14 protein-coding genes are annotated in these 15,203 nt (G+C 70.4%); 9 read left to right on the forward strand and 5 right to left on the reverse strand.

Going from position 1 to position 15,203, the window contains the following annotated elements; genetic code table 11:
* Positions 1-75: 75 nt before the first annotated feature.
* Positions 76-819: a sulfite exporter TauE/SafE family protein gene (locus SLW56_RS12315; RefSeq protein ID WP_295909903.1), complete on the reverse strand. Its 744-nt coding sequence runs from the start codon at positions 817-819 to the stop codon at positions 76-78.
* A gap of 86 nt (positions 820-905) precedes the next feature.
* Between SLW56_RS12315 and SLW56_RS12320 the strand changes: the two genes are divergently transcribed.
* Positions 906-1,805 carry a LysR substrate-binding domain-containing protein gene (locus SLW56_RS12320; RefSeq protein ID WP_295909902.1) on the forward strand — a complete coding sequence of 300 codons (900 nt, stop codon included), beginning with the start codon at positions 906-908 and terminating at the stop codon, positions 1,803-1,805.
* Positions 1,806-2,254: 449 nt separating this feature from the next.
* Here the strand turns inward: SLW56_RS12320 and SLW56_RS12325 are convergent, their stop codons facing one another.
* Positions 2,255-3,136, reverse strand: a complete 882-nt coding sequence (locus SLW56_RS12325; protein ID WP_267122007.1) for an endonuclease/exonuclease/phosphatase family protein — start codon at positions 3,134-3,136, stop codon at positions 2,255-2,257.
* Between the two features lie 86 nt (positions 3,137-3,222).
* Complete coding sequence (locus SLW56_RS12330; RefSeq protein WP_267099712.1) at positions 3,223-4,221, reverse strand: arabinogalactan endo-1,4-beta-galactosidase; 999 nt, start codon at positions 4,219-4,221, stop codon at positions 3,223-3,225.
* A 286-nt stretch (positions 4,222-4,507) separates the two neighbouring features.
* Here SLW56_RS12330 and SLW56_RS12335 point away from each other — a divergent pair, with 286 nt between their 5' ends.
* The 6 genes from SLW56_RS12335 to SLW56_RS12360 all read left to right on the forward strand — a co-directional run bounded on the left by SLW56_RS12335 (position 4,508) and on the right by SLW56_RS12360 (position 10,567).
* Positions 4,508-5,563: a bifunctional nicotinamide-nucleotide adenylyltransferase/Nudix hydroxylase gene (locus SLW56_RS12335; RefSeq protein ID WP_017909091.1), complete on the forward strand. Its 1,056-nt coding sequence runs from the start codon at positions 4,508-4,510 to the stop codon at positions 5,561-5,563.
* Positions 5,564-5,624: 61 nt separating this feature from the next.
* Positions 5,625-7,049, forward strand: a complete 1,425-nt coding sequence (locus tag SLW56_RS12340) for a nicotinate phosphoribosyltransferase (protein ID WP_295909900.1) — start codon at positions 5,625-5,627, stop codon at positions 7,047-7,049.
* Positions 7,050-7,058: 9 nt separating this feature from the next.
* Positions 7,059-8,165: a hypothetical protein gene (locus SLW56_RS12345; protein WP_267122008.1), complete on the forward strand. Its 1,107-nt coding sequence runs from the start codon at positions 7,059-7,061 to the stop codon at positions 8,163-8,165.
* The gene (locus SLW56_RS12350; protein ID WP_267084128.1) at positions 8,158-9,207 is read left to right on the forward strand and encodes a DNA methyltransferase; all 1,050 of its coding nucleotides are present in this window, start codon (positions 8,158-8,160) and stop codon (positions 9,205-9,207) included. The genes SLW56_RS12345 and SLW56_RS12350 overlap by 8 nt, the downstream gene beginning before the upstream one ends.
* 125 nt (positions 9,208-9,332) lie before the next feature.
* A complete protein-coding gene (locus tag SLW56_RS12355; protein ID WP_043094730.1) occupies positions 9,333-10,067 on the forward strand; it encodes a DUF2242 domain-containing protein in 735 nt (244 codons plus the stop codon).
* Positions 10,068-10,198: 131 nt separating this feature from the next.
* Positions 10,199-10,567 carry a glycine zipper 2TM domain-containing protein gene (locus SLW56_RS12360; RefSeq protein WP_026143726.1) on the forward strand — a complete coding sequence of 123 codons (369 nt, stop codon included), beginning with the start codon at positions 10,199-10,201 and terminating at the stop codon, positions 10,565-10,567.
* 138 nt (positions 10,568-10,705) lie between these two features.
* Here the strand turns inward: SLW56_RS12360 and SLW56_RS12365 are convergent, their stop codons facing one another.
* Positions 10,706-11,596 carry a TIGR01777 family oxidoreductase gene (locus tag SLW56_RS12365; RefSeq protein ID WP_017916472.1) on the reverse strand — a complete coding sequence of 297 codons (891 nt, stop codon included), beginning with the start codon at positions 11,594-11,596 and terminating at the stop codon, positions 10,706-10,708.
* Positions 11,597-11,781: 185 nt separating this feature from the next.
* Here SLW56_RS12365 and SLW56_RS12370 point away from each other — a divergent pair, with 185 nt between their 5' ends.
* Positions 11,782-13,092 (forward strand): hypothetical protein, encoded by a 1,311-nt coding sequence (locus tag SLW56_RS12370; protein ID WP_295909897.1) that lies wholly within the window; start codon positions 11,782-11,784, stop codon positions 13,090-13,092.
* A gap of 69 nt (positions 13,093-13,161) precedes the next feature.
* A complete protein-coding gene (gene gnd, locus SLW56_RS12375; protein ID WP_267099705.1) occupies positions 13,162-14,106 on the forward strand; it encodes a phosphogluconate dehydrogenase (NAD(+)-dependent, decarboxylating) in 945 nt (314 codons plus the stop codon).
* A 10-nt stretch (positions 14,107-14,116) separates the two neighbouring features.
* On the opposite strand, the gene SLW56_RS12380 is transcribed toward gnd, so the two are convergent.
* Entirely contained in the window at positions 14,117-15,157 is a 1,041-nt protein-coding gene (locus tag SLW56_RS12380) for an oxidoreductase (RefSeq protein ID WP_320694922.1), read from the reverse strand.
* Positions 15,158-15,203: the final 46 nt, after the last annotated feature.

Consider the following 15,203-nt stretch of genomic DNA (forward strand, 5'->3'; position numbering starts at 1 on the left):
GTCCACTTCCTCGCTCTTCCTTGCCACAGGCGCGCGCAATCGCGGCGCGGCATGCTCGGGGATTGATGACACGCCCTAGCCCAGCACCTGCCACACCTGGTGCAGGCCCAGTGCCAGCAAGGTCAGGAAGAACACGCGGCGAAACGCGCTGGCGGAGATGCGTTGGCGCAGCCGCGTGCCCAGCCACATGCCCACGGCAGTGGGCAGCAGCGCCAGCAACGACGGACCCAACGCCTGGGTGGGGAAGGCCCCGTGCGCGACGAGGGCTGCGGCCAGCGCAAGCGTGGCCGCGGCGAAGCAACTGCCGAGCGCGCGCATCAGCGCCTCCCGCGGCAGATCCAGCGCCACCAGATAGGGCAGCACCGGCAACACGAACACACCGGTGGCGCCAGTCAGCAGCCCGGTCGCCAGGCCCACGGGCGCCGCCGCCCAGCGCGCCTGCGATGACGACAGGCGTGCCTGCCACTGACTCAGCCCAAGCAGGGCATACAGCGCCAACAACGCGCCCAGACCGGCGCGCGCCAGCCGCGGGTCCGCGTCGGCGAGGACGCCGGCGCTGCCCCAGGTGCCGGCGACGATGCACGCCAGCAGCGGCCACAGTCGCCGCAGCAGCGCGCCGATGCCTGCGCCCCAGGCTTGTTGCAGGTTGGTCAGTAGCGACGGTAGCGCCAGCAGCGCCGCGGCCTCGGTCGGCGTCAGCCAGAGTCCCAGCAGGCCCATCGCCACCGTCGGCAGGCCCATGCCGGCCACGCCCTTGACGCCGCCGGCGAGCAGGAAGACCAGGGCGATCGGCAGCAGATGCGGTGCGAGGGTGTCCATGGCATCCAGCATCGGCGCGCCGCGGCAGCCGGACAATGCGCGAATGCTTCAGGCAGACTTCGGCAACGACGAAGGCGGGAGCATCGATGCACCTGGATTTCACCGATCTGCGGCTGTTCCTGGCGGTGGCCGAGGCCGGCAGCATCACCGCCGGCGCCGACCGCGCAGCATTGTCGCTGGCCGCCGCCAGTGCACGCATCCGCGCGCTGGAGGCGCAGCTCGGCGTCGCGCTGTTCGCGCGCGGCCCGCGTGGCGTCGGCCTCACCGCGGCCGGCACCGCGCTGTTGCGGCACGCGCGGGAGTTGCTGCGGCAGGCCGAGGCGATGCGCAGCGAACTGGGCGAGTACGCCGGCGGCCACCCGACCAGCGTGCGCCTGCTGGCCAATACCGCGGCGCTGTCGGAATGGTTGCCGGAACTGCTGGCCGAGTTCCTGGTGGCGCACCCGCGCATCGATCTGGCGCTGCGCGAGCAGGGCAGCGTCGCCGCGGCCGATGCGCTGCGCGAGCAACGCGCCGACCTGGCGGTGATCGCCGATCACGCCGATCTGCAGGGCCTGCAGGCGCGCCCGTTTCGGCAGGATCGGCTGGTGCTGGTGGCCGCGGCCACGCATCCGCTGGCGCAGGCGCCGCAGTTGCGGTTCTCGGAGGTATGGCAGGCGCAGTTGCTCGGCCTGGCCGAGGACAGCGCACTGCAGCAGCATCTGCGGATCCATGCCACGCGTGCCGGTGGCCAGCTGCGCATCCGCGCGCAGGTGCACGGCATCGAACCGCTGTGCCGCATGCTGGCGCGCGGCGCCGGCGTGGCGATCCTGCCGCAGGCGGCGCTGGAGCGGGTCAGCGTGCGCGCGCAACTGGTCGCGGTGCCGCTGCAGGAGCCGTGGGCGCTGCGCCAGTTGTCGATCGTGTGGCGAGCGACACCTGCGCCGTCGCCGCCGGTGCAGCAGGTATTGGACTGGCTGTGTGCGCATGCCGCGCCGGCGGCCTGAGGATCCGTCGGCTGGCGCACGACTGACGCCTCTGACGATGCGCTTGCGCAATGGTGCAGCGAGGCATCGTTAACTGGCAGGCGCAGGCCTTGTTACGCTGTTCGGGATGGCTTGCGACGGCTGTTCCCCGGTGACGCGTGTCGCGGCTGAAGTTGCTCCTGCGGACGCACCGCCCCCTGTCAGCGCAGTTGCTTGCTGTGGGAGGGACTTCAGTCCCGACCGCTACCGGAGCCGGATGCTTTTCGGTGCGAGATTGCGACTGAAGAACTGAGCGGATCACGCGCTTCTGCGTTGGCTCTGCCGGAGGTGTTGCCTGTCTTGCAGCGCTCGATGCGGCCTTGGTCAGCCACGCCAAGGCCTTTCGCGTCATGCGCGTCGCGGCTGATACCGAACAGATAGGAGCCGCTCCCGTTCGTGGGCCTGCGGTCCATGCCGCAGGCCCACGCGCCTCACTGCGGCCAGGCGAACGTGGCGATCACCGGGAAATGGTCGGACGGCCAGTGGCCCTGCGGCCGCGCGTCGAGCGTGGCGTAGTCGGTGGCCTTCAACCCGCGCGAGAGGATCCAGTCGATGCGCCGGTCCGGGTGGCCGGTGAAATCGTGGAAGGTCGCTTCCGGGCCTTGCGGTTGCGCCACCTGCGTGCGCGCATCGGCCAGGCTTGCGGTGAGGGTGCGGTAGGTCGGCGAGTCCGGCACCGTGTTGAAGTCGCCGGTCAGCACCACCGGCACGTCCGCCGGCAGCGCCTTCAGCCGCGACACGATCAGCGCCGCGCCCTTGGCGCGCGCCGCTTCGTCCTCGTCGCGATAGGGCAGATGGGTGTCGAACAGGTAGAAGCGGCGGCCATCGCCGATGCGCTCGAACAGGCCCCAGTTGACCATGCGCGGCAGCGGATGGCCCCAGCTGATGCTGCCCATCACCTCCGGCGTGTCCGACAGCCAGAAGTGTCCCGAGTCCACCAGCTTCAGCGCGTGGCTGTCGTAGAACACACCCATGCGTTCGCCGTCGTCCTTGCCATCGCGGCTGGGGCCGAACCAGCGGTACTCCGGTAGTTGCGTGGCCAGGTAGTCGGCCTGGCGCTGGACCAGTTCCTGTGTGCCGAACACATCCGGGTGCTGCGCGCGGATCAGCGCGGCCATCGCGCTGCGGCGCACGTCCCAGCGCTTGTCGCCGTCGGTATCGACCGGCACGCGGACGTTGAAGCTCATCACCTTGAGTGGGGTCGGTGCGGCGGGCGTTGCGGGCGTGCGCGCCTGCGCTGGCGCGATGCACGCGCTCAGCACCAGCAGCAGAGGAAGCGCGAGCTTGCGCGCGGACGACAGCGACAGCGACATGGCAGATCTCGACAGGAGCGGAGCACGCGATGGTGGCACGGCGGTGGTGTCGGTGACCACCGCGTGGCGCGCCTGCCGAGCGGCGATCAGTTGAACGCCGACAGCGCCTGGGTCAGTTTCCCGTTGTTGTCGACCGCACCCATCGTGTAGCCCTGCCAGCCCGGATACGCGTCGGGTTCCCAATAGAACACGCCCAGGCCGCGGCTGCCGAGCGCGCGTGTCTTGCTGAGCAGATCGGCGAGCATCGCACGGGTGGTCGCGGCCTGCTGCCAGTCCATGCCGACCTCGCTGACGATCACGTCCGACCCGTAGCGCGCCACCATGTCCTGCATGTTGCTGGCGATCTGGGTGTTGGCGCTCTGCCAGGCATTGGGGGACGGGTAGTGCGACATGCCGACCACGTCCCACTTGCCGCCGGCCGACTTGAGGCTGTCGAAGAACCAGCGGAAGGTCGCGTTGTCGTGGCCGTTGGCCAGGTGCACGATCACCTTGGCATTGGGGTAGACCGACTTGCTGGCGTTGTAGCCGCTGTTGATCAGTTGCGCGAGGTTGCCGAAGTTGGGCGTCTTGCCGTCCGGCCACAGCATGCCGCTATTGATCTCGTTGCCCACCTGCACCCAGCTCACGTCGATGCCGTTGGACTTGAGATAGGACAGGATGCCGTTGGTGTGCGAATACACGTCCTTCACCAGGGTGGCGAAGTCGTGGTTGCTCCAGGCCGCCGGCTTGGTCTGCTTGCCGGGATCGGCCCAGCTGTCGCTGTAGTGGAAGTCGATCATGATGCGCATGCCCTGCGCCTTGGCCCGCTTGGCCATATTCAGCGTGTCGGCGCCGTCGTTCCAGCCGCCCTGCGGATTGACCCACACGCGCAGCCGGATCGCGTTGACCCCGGTGCCCTTGAGCAGCGAGAAGAAATCGGTGGTGGCGCCGGAGGCGTTGCGGAATACGCGACCGCTGCTCTCCTGCTGGTCGATCCAACTGACATCGGCGCCCTTGGCGAAGGTCTGCGCCATGGCCGGCGCACACAGACAGGCGAGCAACAACACCAGCAGCCAGGCGGACACGCGCTTGCTCGATCGGTTCATGCGATTCTCGCGATGATGGGAGGAGGGAAGGGGGGGCGTCATGCGGCCCCGAGGAGTGGGCGCAGCGACGTGCCGGGCCGTCCCCCGCGGCCGCGGCGCGCACGAGGCTAGCGCGATCGTCACGGCGACGCGCGCTGCACTGCAGCGGTGCTGTCGCGACGTCCGCAAGCGCTGTCTGGATGGCCGATGAATCTGCGCGGTGCGTCACTTGACGCGATGCGGCATCGGCGTAGCATTCCGCTCACGCCAAGGGACAGACCCGCGGCGATCCACCCAACCGTGAGGGATGCTCATGGAGTTCGACTATCTCGTGTTCATCGGGCGCTTCGAGCCCTTCCACAACGGCCACGCCGCCGTTGCCCGCCACGCCCTGGCGCGTGGTCAGAAACTCATCTTCCTGATCGGCTCGGCCGAGACTCCCCGCACCATCCGCAATCCCTGGACCGTTGCCGAGCGCAGCGTGATGATCCAGGCCGCGCTGGAAGGCGCCGGCGAGCGGCTGATCCTGCGGCCGTTGCGCGACCATCTGTACAACGAAAGCCAGTGGATCGCCGCGGTGCAGTCCACGGTGGCCGAGGCGGTGCGCAGCGACGGCGGCAGCGCCGAGGCACGGATCGGCCTGATCGGCATGGACAAGGACGCCAGCAGCTATTACCTGCGCGAATTTCCGCAGTGGCCGCTGGTCGATGTGCAGCACACCGAGACGCTGTCGGCGACCGAGCTGCGCCGTTACCTGTTCGAGGCCGGCAGCATCGATTTCCACGGCGCGCTGCTGATGCTGCGCGGCAACGTGCCGACGCCGGTGTTCGACATGCTCGAGGCGTTCCGCAAGAACTCTCCGTCGTATGCCGAACTGCTCGCCGAGTACCAGTTCATCGAGCAGTACCGCGCCGCCTGGAAGGAGGCGCCGTATCCGCCGACCTTCGTCACCGCCGATGCGGTGGTGGTGCATTCCGGGCACGTGCTGCTGGTGCGCCGCCGCGCGGCGCCGGGCAAGGGCCTGTGGGCGCTGCCCGGCGGCTTCGTCGGCCAGCACGAGAGCATCCTCGACGCCTGCCTGCGCGAACTGCGCGAGGAGACCCGGCTGAAGATTCCGGTGCCGGTGCTCAAGGGCTCGCTGAAGAACCGCCACGTGTTCGACCACCCCGAGCGCAGCCTGCGCGGGCGCACCATCACCCACGCCTTCCACTTCGAGTTCGTGTTCGGCGAACTGCCCGAGGTGCGCGGCGGCGACGACGCCGACAAGGCGCGCTGGGTGCCGGTCAGCGAAGTGCTGGGCATGGGTCCGAAACTGTTCGAAGACCATCTGCACCTGCTCGAATTCTTCCTCGGCCGCGGCTGACGCGGCCTTCCCGGCCGGCGGACAGACCGCCGGCTTTCCCAGACGCGAAGGAGCTTCCGTCATGCAATGCCTGAACAACCTGCTGCTCAACACCGACAGCTACAAGGCCAGCCACTGGCTGCAGTACCCGCCCGGCACCGACGCCACGTTCTTCTACGTGGAATCGCGCGGCGGCGTCTACGACCGCACCGTGTTCTTCGGTCTGCAGTCGATCCTCAAGGAGGCGCTGGGCCGCCCCGTCACCCATGCCGACATCGACGAGGCGCGCGATCTGTTCGCCGCGCACGGCGAGCCGTTCAACGAGGCCGGCTGGCGCGACATCGTCGACCGCCTCGGCGGCCAGTTGCCGATCCGCATCCGCGCCGTGCCCGAGGGCAGCGTGGTGCCGACCCACAACGCGCTGATGACCATCGAGTCCACCGACGCGCAGGCCTACTGGGTACCGTCGTACCTGGAGACGCTGCTGCTGCGCATCTGGTATCCGGTGACCGTGGCCACAGTGAGCTGGCACGCCAAGCAGACCATCCGCCAGTTCCTGGAGCGCACCAGCGACGATCCGGACGGGCAGTTGCCGTTCAAGCTGCACGACTTCGGCGCGCGCGGCGTGTCCAGCCTGGAATCGGCGGCGATCGGTGGCGCGTCGCACCTGGTCAACTTTCTCGGCACCGACACCGTGTCCGGGCTGTTGCTGGCGCGCGCGCACTACCACGAGCCGATGGCCGGCTATTCGATCCCCGCCGCCGAGCACAGCACCATCACCAGCTGGGGCCGCGAGCGCGAGGTCGAGGCCTACCGCAACATGCTCAAGCAGTTCGGCAAGCCCGGCGGCGTGGTCGCGGTGGTGTCGGACAGTTACGACATCTTCCACGCGATCCGCGAGCACTGGGGCACCACGCTGCGCGAGGAGGTGATCGCCTCCGGCGCCACCGTGGTGATCCGCCCGGACTCCGGCGATCCGGTGGCGGTGGTGCACCAGTGCCTGGAACTGCTCGACGAGGCCTTCGGCCACAGCGTCAACGGCAAGGGCTACAAGGTGCTCAACCACGTGCGGGTGATCCAGGGCGACGGGGTCAACCCGACCAGCATCCGCGCGATCCTGGAGCGCATGACCAGCGCCGGCTACGCCACCGACAATCTGGCCTTCGGCATGGGCGGCGCGTTGCTGCAACGGCTCGACCGGGACACCCAGAAGTTCGCGTTGAAGTGCTCGGCCGCCCGCGTCGACGGCCGCTGGATCGACGTGTACAAGGATCCGGTCACCGACAAGGGCAAGCTCAGTAAGCGCGGGCGCATGCGTCTGCTGCGGCACCGCGAGTACGGCAGCTACCGCACCGAGCCGGTGGCGCCAGACGCGGTGTCGGCCGAAGCGGTCGCCGGCCCGGCCGGTTACGACGATGCGATGGTCACCGTGTGGGAGAACGGCCGCCTGCTGCACGACTGGACCTTCGCCGAGGTACGCGAGCGCGCGAACGCCGCGCGCCTGTAGGAGGCTCCCATGCACGCCTCCCTGCCGAGCGCGCCGCCGTTGAGCGGCGGCTCGCCGCTGTTCGCCGCGCTGCGCGCCAGCACTCCGCATCTGGAATGGCGGGTGCCGGCCGCGGCGGATGCCTCGCGCTGGCGCCAGCAGCGCATCGGCGCACGCGACTACCGCGTCGCGCAGCCGGTGACCTTCACTCCCTACGCATCGGTGCGGCCGTGTTCGGCGCGCTGCCGCTTCTGCTCGGAAACCCTGCGGCCGCTGGCCGGCGGCACCGCCGCGGCGAGCCTGCGGCCGCCGCCGGACTACTTCGCGCAACTGCGCCAGGCGCTGGCGCAGCTGCGCGGGCTGCCGCTGTCGCATTCGCTGTCGGGGCTGGAGATGACCGACGACGAAGACTGGTTCGTGGAACTGCTGCAGACCCTGGATGCGGCCGAGCGCGAGGGACTGCTGGTCGAACAGCGGGTGCTGTACAGCAACGGCGCAGGTTTCGCCCGCGGCCACGGCGATGCGCTGCTGCATGCACTGCAGCGCTTCGGCCTGTCGTGGATCGAGCTGTCGCGGCACCATCCGCAGCAGGCGCAGAACGATGCGATCATGCGTTTCCGCCCCGGCGAGGCGATCGCCGATGCGGAGGTGTTCGTCGCCACTGCGCAACGCATCGCCGAAGCGCTGCCGTTGCGCCTGGTGTGCATCCTGCAGCACGGTGGCATCGCCGATGCCGACGGCGTCGCGGCCTACCTGGACTGGGCGCGCGCCTGCGGGGCACGTACGGTGATCTTCCGCGAATTCTCCCGGCTCGGCGACGGCTACCGCGATGGCGGCACCGCACGCTATCTCACTCAGGCGCGGGTCGCAGTGGAGCAGGTGCTCGGCGCCTGCATGGCCGCGCCGTGGTGGCGCGAATTGCAGCCGCTGCAGATCACCGAGGGCTACTACTTCTGGAACCTGCGCCTGGCCACCGCCGACGGCATGGAGGTGGTGTTCGAGACCTCCGACTACGGGGCGATGCACGCGCGCCACGACAGCGGCGACATCTACAAGCTGGTGTTCTTCGCCGACGGCCGGCTATGCGCCGGCTGGCAACCGGACCGCGATCTGCTGTGGCGGGCGTCGCATGGATAGCCGCAGCTGGTGGACGCCGTTGCCGGATCCGCCCGAGCATCGCCTGCCGGAGGACCTGCGCCAGCGCGATCCGCTGAGCGCGCGCGACTGCGGCTGGGTCGGGCAGATGCGTCCGTTCGTGCGCCACTTCAGCGCGCCGGGCGAGCGTGTGCTGGATCCGTTCTGCGGCTTCGGCAGCACCTTGCTCGCGGCGGAACTGGAAGGGCGCCACGGCATCGGCCTGGAGATCGACGCGGCGCGTGCGCAGCTGGCGCGCGAACGGCTGCAGCGGCTGGGCCTGCACGCCGAGGTGCTGGACGGCGGCTTGCCGCACCGCGCGCCATCCTCACCGGTGGACCTGTGCCTGACCAACGTGCCGTACTTCGGCTGCGCCTGGCCGGCTGCGGCGGGGCCCGACCAGCTCTACGCCAGCGCCGACTACGCCGCCTACCTGCACGGCCTGCGCGCGGTGTTCCATGGGGTGCGCCGCCACCTGCGCGAGGACGGCTTCTGCATCGCGATGGTGGAGAACGTGCAGCTCGGCGCGACCACGGTGCCGCAGGCCTGGGACCTGGCGCGGATCCTCGGCAGCCTGTTCGCGCCCTGTCCAGAGCGCGTGTTGTGCTACCCACGCGAGACCGCGCAGCCGCTGGCGCCCGGCGACACCCGCAGCGACCGCAGCCACGAGTACGCGCTGATCTTCCAGCACCGACGCCAGCGCATCGACCTGGCGGGCACGGCGCAACTGCTGGCGGCACTGCGCGCCGACGGTTTCGCCTTCGCGTTGCACGGCAGCTATCCGCGCTGGCTGGCCGATCCGGCGGCGGCACCGCGTCTGCCCGGCGACGTCGACCTGCTGCTGCCGCGCGACCTGGACGAGCTGCTGCGGCTGCTCGACCGGCTGCGCGCGCGTGGCTTCCTGCTGAGCCTGTGGGGCGAGCCGCTGGCGGCGCCGCCGACCCTGGCACTGCTCGACGCCCATCATTACCTGCGCGCCGAACGTCGCGATCGCCACGGCGGCCTGCTGCGCGTGGACCTGGCGCTGGAACCCGCCGCCGCCTGACGCGGTGACGGCGCAGACCGCGCATCTCGCTAACCGCGGGATGAGCGGCCGCGGTGGCGTCAAGGCCGCGCCCACGCGCTTGCGGCTATCCTTTGCCGCGGTTCCCTCTCTCCGGTCAACGGCCTATGTCCGCTCCCTCCAAGGTTCTCGCCATTCCCGCGCTCGCGCTGATCGCGATCGGCCTGAGCGGCTGTTTCGCGCGCAAGCAGGACGGCCTGGTGAAAGAGACCTTCAATTCCGACAACACCTATTCGCGCAACTACCCGGTGCAGCCGGCGCAGGCCTGCGAATCGGCGCGGCGCGCGCTGCTGAGCCAGGGCTACGTGGTCTCCAAGGCCACCGCCGATGCGGTGGAAGGCACCAAGAACTTCCAGCCCAGCGACGAGTTGCACGAGCAACTGGAACTGCGCGTGTCCTGCGTCGCGCATGGGCAGGACGAATCCTGGGTGTTCGTCAGTGCCTTGCAGGACCGCTATGCGCTGAAGAAGAGCCCGACCTCGGCCAGCGTCGGCGTCGGCGTGCTCGGCTCGGTGTCCTTGCCGATCGGCAGCAGCGACGATTCGATGGTGCGGGTGGCCAGCAGCACGGTGCAGGACGGCGACTTCTACAAGCGCTTCTTCCAGCTGATGAGCGAATACCTGCCCAAGAGCAAGCCGGCACCGGAGCCGTCTGCGCATCCGTCCGCGGCGGTGACGGCGCCGGCGCCGGCAGCGCCCGCACCTGTACCTGCAGCGTCGACGGTGCCGACTCCGCCGCCCGCCGCAGCGCCCACGCCGCCGCCGGCACCCGCGGCCGCCACTGCGGCGCAGCCGCCCGTCGCGACCGCGCCTCCGAGCGGCGAGCCCGGCGGCGCCGACTGATTCAGGCGTTGCTACACAAGCTGAATGCGGCCGATTTCGCTTCACGAACCATTCGCGAATCCGGTGAGAAGGTGGCGCCCGTCGAGAGCGCGGTGCTTGTGCATCGGCTCCGCCACCCAGGAGCAATCAGCATGAACACTCTCAAATCCGCCTTGTGTCTTTCCGTCCTCGCCATCGCCACGGCCGCCGCGCCGCTGGCCGAGGCGCAGCGTCACTACGGTCCCGAGGACGCCGGCCGCCGCTTCAGCGACGGCACCCGCGTGCACTGCAAGAAGGTCGCGGTGCGCAAGAACAGCACCGATCCGGACCGCATCGGCGGCACCCTGGCGGGCGCGGCGATCGGCGGCTTGCTGGGCAACCAGATCGGCAAGGGCGATGGCCGCAAGCTGGCCACGGTCGGCGGCGCGGTCGCCGGTGGCGCCACCGGCCGTTACATCCAGGGCCAGCGTCAGCAGGCCAATGGCAATCGCGTGGTCGAGACCGTCTGCAAGCGTTATTGAGTCGCGCGACCGCATCGTGTTGGTCGGTGCCTGACGCCGACCCGGCAGCCTGATGCAGCACGCCCCGGCGGAGGCCTCCGCCGGGGCGTTTTTTTGGGGTGCCGGTTGCGACGTTGCGCGATTCGGCGCCGCGGCGGCTCAATCGGCGAGCAGATCGCGCAGTGCCGCGTCCAACTGCGGATACCGGAACACATAACCCTCGCGTTGCGCACGTGTCGGCAGCACGCGCTGGCTGCCCAGCAACAGCTCGGCCATCTCGCCGAAGCCGAGGCGTAATGCCGCCGCCGGCATCGGCAGCAGCGCCGGACGATGCAGGGTCGCGGCGAGTTGCTGCGCGAACGTGGCATTGGTCGCCGGCGCCGGCGCGGTGGCGTCGTAGGCGCCTTCGCCGCCTTGCTGCAGCAGCCACAGCAGCAACCCGACCTGATCGTCGCGGTGGATCCAGCTCATCCACTGCCGGCCATCGCCCATGCGCCCGCCCATGCCGAAGCGGAACGGCAGCAGCATCCGCGCCAGCGCGCCGCCGTCGCGGCCCAGCACCACGCCGGTGCGGACCAGGCTGGTGCGCACGCCCAGGTCCTGCGCGCGCAGCGCTTCCGCCTCCCAGTCGCGGCAGAGCTGGGCGGCGAAGTCGTCGCCCGGCGTGCTGGTTTCGTCCAGGACCTCGTCGCCGCGGTCGCCGTAGTAGCCGATCGCCGAGCCGGAGATCAGGCAGCCCGGGCGCTGCGCAGCGTCGAGTCCGCTCATCCAGTCGATCAGGGCGCGGGTGGTGCCGATGCGCGAGGTGCGGAAGCGACGCTTGCGGGTGGCGCTCCAGCGGCCTTCGGTCAGCGGTTCGCCGGCGAGATTGATCACCGCATCGGCCGGTGCGGCGCGCTGCAGATCGTCCAGCACCTGCACCGCCGGCAACAGGCGCGCCGCGCGTGCGGGGTCGCGGGTCAGCACGCTGACCCGGTGCCCGGCGTCGAGCAGGGCCGGGCACAGCGCGCGGCCGATGAATCCGGTGCCTCCGGTAACGAGCACGTGCATGCAGGGGATCGCTTGCGCCAAGGGAGCCGCAGTGTAGGTGCGCCGGGCATGGCGGAAGAGTGAACGCCGAGGGTGTCGGTGCCGCGGCGGTGGGTTTCGCGACGCCTGCACGGGCGAGGCGGCACGCTGCGCGGGCGCCGCCGCCACGTGGCCAATCGGAAGCTCCTGTTCGTGATGTCCGCTCCATGATCCGACCATCGAGGTTCGCTTGCCCGCCGCGGCTTCGCCGCGGCATCGGTCTGCTGCTGGCCGCGCTGCTGGCCAGTGCCGCGGCGACGGCCGCGCCAGCGCCGGCCGACCAGGCCAGCGCGGCTTGCCTGGCCGCACTGCTGGAGCGGCTCGGTTGGCACATCGGCACGACCAGCGCGGCGCAGCCGCAGATCGCCGCCGGCGCACCCTGCGAACGCGGTTCGCTGGCCGAGGCGCAGGCGCACGGCGATCTGCAGGCGGCCTTGCCCACCGGCTGGAACGACGCGCAGCGGCAGCAGGCGCTGCGTGCCTTGCTGGACACGCCGGCGACGCAGTGCGGCTATTTCCTGCAACTGGGAGCGGCCACCACGCGCGCGGTCGCGCGGCTGCAGGACAACCCGGGCTATCGCTTCTCGGCGCTGCAACTGGGCTGGATCGGCTTCGGCCTGCGCGGCGCGCACGCACAAGGCTGGGAGCGCTTCCGCAGCTTCGGCCGCGGCTATCGCCCGGCCGGCAGCAATGCGCAGGCGATCGAGGCGTTCTACAGCGGCCATGTGCGTTCGGAATGCGGCGTCGGCCGGCAGATCGCGCAACTGGCCACACAGCGCGAACTGTATGGCGACGCGGCGTTCGATCGTGCGTTCAGCGCCGACGAGCTGTCGATCGGCACCTTCCTTACCTTGCACGACACCGACAGCATCCTGCTCGGCGCGCACGCCGGCGAGTTCTTCGCCGACGGCAAGGCGGTCAGGACCGCGCGGCGCGGCCGTGCGGCCTTCCTCGGTGCGCCCGGCTACATCGTGCACGTGTTCGAGCGCCGCTACCTGGACGACATCAACAACCAGGCCGAGAACTTCGTGGTCGCCGCGGTCAGCGCCGAGGCCGCTACGGCCTTGCGTGCGCACGGTGGCTTCGCCTACTACGACGCCCAGAACCGCCGCATCTGGGAGCTGGCGCGGGCGCTGCGCGGCCCGGGCCGCGAACGCTTCGAGCGCCTGCTGTATGAGCGCGACCCGGCACTGCGCGCACGCCTGGATCCGGCGCAGCAGGCGGTGCTCGCGCAACTCGACGCCTTGCTCGACGATCCGTTCTACCGTGGCTTCGCGGTCTACGTGCATCCCAAGGGCGTCAAGCCGATCGGGTATCACGTGGTGCGGCTGCTGGATCGCAATCCGCGCACGCCGTTCGCGATCGAGCTGACCCTGCATAACCTGCACACCACGCTGTACCAGCGCTGGCGCGACCTGCAACTGCACGACTGTGCGCAAACGCCGCCGCCGGCACCTGCCACCGCATCGGTGCCTTAGCTGCGCGTCACGTCGGCATCGCCGCTTCGTGAGACCCTAACCCTCCTTTTTTCGAACCGGGAACGACGCATGGAACTGGGACTTGTAGGCTTGGGCCGGATGGGCGCCAACATGGCCGAGCGGCTGGTGCGCGGCGGGCATCGCGTGGTCGGTTTCGACCTGGGCGAGGCCGCGCGCAGCGCGGCGCAGCAGCGCGGGGTCGAAGCGGTCGACAGCATGGCCGCGCTGATCGCGGCGCTGCCGGCACCGCGCGCGGTGTGGCTGATGGTGCCGGCCGGCAAGGTCGTCGACGACACCCTGGCCGCGTTGCTGCCGTTGCTCGGCAAGGGCGACGTGGTGATCGACGGCGGCAATTCCTACTACAAGGATTCGATGCGCCGCGCCGGCGAACTCGCTGCCCACGGCATCGCCTATGTCGACTGCGGCACCAGCGGCGGCGTGTGGGGCCTGCGCGAGGGCTACAGCCTGATGATCGGCGGCGATACCGCCGCGGTGCAGCGCTTGCACGACGTGTTCGCGACTCTGGCGCCGGCTGCCGATGCCGGTTGGGGACACGTCGGCCCCAGCGGTGCCGGCCACTTCACCAAGATGGTCCACAACGGCATCGAGTACGGGATGATGCAGGCCTATGCCGAAGGCTTCGCGCTGATGGGGCGCAAGCAGGAGTTCGCGCTGGACCTGCACCAGGTGGCCGAGGTCTGGCGCCAGGGCAGCGTGGTGCGTTCGTGGCTGCTGGACCTGTGCGCCGATGCGCTGGGCGAGAATCCGACCCTGGCCGGCATCGCGCCGTTCGTCCAGGACTCCGGCGAGGGCCGCTGGACCGTGGCCGAGGCGATCGACCTGGACGTGCCGGCGCCGGTGATCACCCTCTCGCTGCTGGAGCGGCTGCGCTCGCGCGACGACGATTCGTTCGCCGACAAGTTGCTGGCGGCGATGCGCAACCAGTTCGGCGGCCATGCGATCAAGCACGAGGGCGGCGACGCGCCCGCGCCGGGCGGTACGCGCCCGGCCTGAGGCCCGGCGCTCAGTCCAGCGTGACGCTGCAGCCGGAGGCGGCGCTGCGCACGCCTGCCTCCAGCAGCCGCATCACCGCCAGCGCCTGCGCCGCATCCACCGGCGCAGGCGCGCGACCTGCGATCGCCTCGCGAAAGGCCGCATAGCAGTCGCGGTAATCGCCACGTGGCGCGGGCAGGGTCTGGACGGCGTGCGTGCCGTCGGCGCCGACCAGGCGCAATTGGCCGGGCAGGGGATCCTCGCCCCAGCCGGGCGCGCCCGGCGCGACGCCCGCGCGCAACTGCGCTTCCTGCGTATCCAGGCCGTGCTTGACGTAGCTGCCGCCGCTGCCGTGGAGCGCGAAGCGCAGGCCGTTGGCGGCGACCAGCGAGCCGGCATGCAGCACCACCCGCAGCCGCGGATAGAGCAGCACCGCATGCACGTAATCCACGGTCTGCGCGCCGGGGCGCTGCAGCGCCAGGTCGGCCTGCAGCGATTGCGGCGGCCCGAACAGTTGCAGGGCCTGATCGAGCAGATGCGGCCCCAGGTCGAACCACAGCCCAGAGCCGGGGAGTGCGTGCTCGCGCCAGCGGTCGCCGACCTGCGGACGGTGGCGGTCGAAGTGCGAATGGAACTCGGCGATCTCGCCCAGCGTGCCCGCCTCCAGCAAGGCGCGCACGCCCAGGAAGTCGCCGTCCCAGCGTCGGTTCTGGAACACGCTGACGATGCGGTCGGCGCGCTGCGCCTGCGCCAGCACCTGTTGCGTTTCGGCCACGTCCAGGGTGAATGGCTTGTCCACCAGCACGTGCTTGCCCTGCGCCAGGGCGGCCAGCGCCAACGGCGCGTGGGTCTGGTTGGGTGTGGCGATCACCACCGCATCGATCCGCGGATCGGCGAAGGCCTGCGCCGCATCGGCGACCACGCGCGCCTGCGGCCAGGCCGCGTTCACGGCCTCGGCCTGGCGCGAGACCACGGTGTGCAGGTGCAGGCCGGGCGTGTGTGCGATCAGCGGCGCATGGAAGGTGCGGCCGACGTAGCCGAAGCCGAGCAGGGCGAGATTGAAGTCGGACATGGGCGCAGGCAGCAGCGGCGGGACGCCAGTATCGCCTGGGCTGCGT

The sequence above is a fragment of the Xanthomonas sp. LF07-6 genome (assembly GCF_034105445.1).
GTDB lineage: Bacteria > Pseudomonadota > Gammaproteobacteria > Xanthomonadales > Xanthomonadaceae > Xanthomonas_A > Xanthomonas_A sontii.

Coding starts and splice junctions, on each gene's coding strand:
- SLW56_RS12330 (WP_267099712.1), bottom strand. CDS start 4,221: ATGAACCGATCGAGCAAGCGCGTGTCCGCCTGGCTGCTGGTGTTGTTG.
- SLW56_RS12320 (WP_295909902.1), top strand. CDS start 906: ATGCACCTGGATTTCACCGATCTGCGGCTGTTCCTGGCGGTGGCCGAG.
- gnd (WP_267099705.1), top strand. CDS start 13,162: ATGGAACTGGGACTTGTAGGCTTGGGCCGGATGGGCGCCAACATGGCC.
- SLW56_RS12340 (WP_295909900.1), top strand. CDS start 5,625: ATGCAATGCCTGAACAACCTGCTGCTCAACACCGACAGCTACAAGGCC.
- SLW56_RS12370 (WP_295909897.1), top strand. CDS start 11,782: ATGATCCGACCATCGAGGTTCGCTTGCCCGCCGCGGCTTCGCCGCGGC.
- SLW56_RS12380 (WP_320694922.1), bottom strand. CDS start 15,157: ATGTCCGACTTCAATCTCGCCCTGCTCGGCTTCGGCTACGTCGGCCGC.
- SLW56_RS12345 (WP_267122008.1), top strand. CDS start 7,059: ATGCACGCCTCCCTGCCGAGCGCGCCGCCGTTGAGCGGCGGCTCGCCG.
- SLW56_RS12350 (WP_267084128.1), top strand. CDS start 8,158: ATGGATAGCCGCAGCTGGTGGACGCCGTTGCCGGATCCGCCCGAGCAT.
- SLW56_RS12355 (WP_043094730.1), top strand. CDS start 9,333: ATGTCCGCTCCCTCCAAGGTTCTCGCCATTCCCGCGCTCGCGCTGATC.
- SLW56_RS12325 (WP_267122007.1), bottom strand. CDS start 3,136: ATGTCGCTGTCGCTGTCGTCCGCGCGCAAGCTCGCGCTTCCTCTGCTG.
- SLW56_RS12365 (WP_017916472.1), bottom strand. CDS start 11,596: ATGCACGTGCTCGTTACCGGAGGCACCGGATTCATCGGCCGCGCGCTG.
- SLW56_RS12335 (WP_017909091.1), top strand. CDS start 4,508: ATGCTCATGGAGTTCGACTATCTCGTGTTCATCGGGCGCTTCGAGCCC.
- SLW56_RS12315 (WP_295909903.1), bottom strand. CDS start 819: ATGGACACCCTCGCACCGCATCTGCTGCCGATCGCCCTGGTCTTCCTG.
- SLW56_RS12360 (WP_026143726.1), top strand. CDS start 10,199: ATGAACACTCTCAAATCCGCCTTGTGTCTTTCCGTCCTCGCCATCGCC.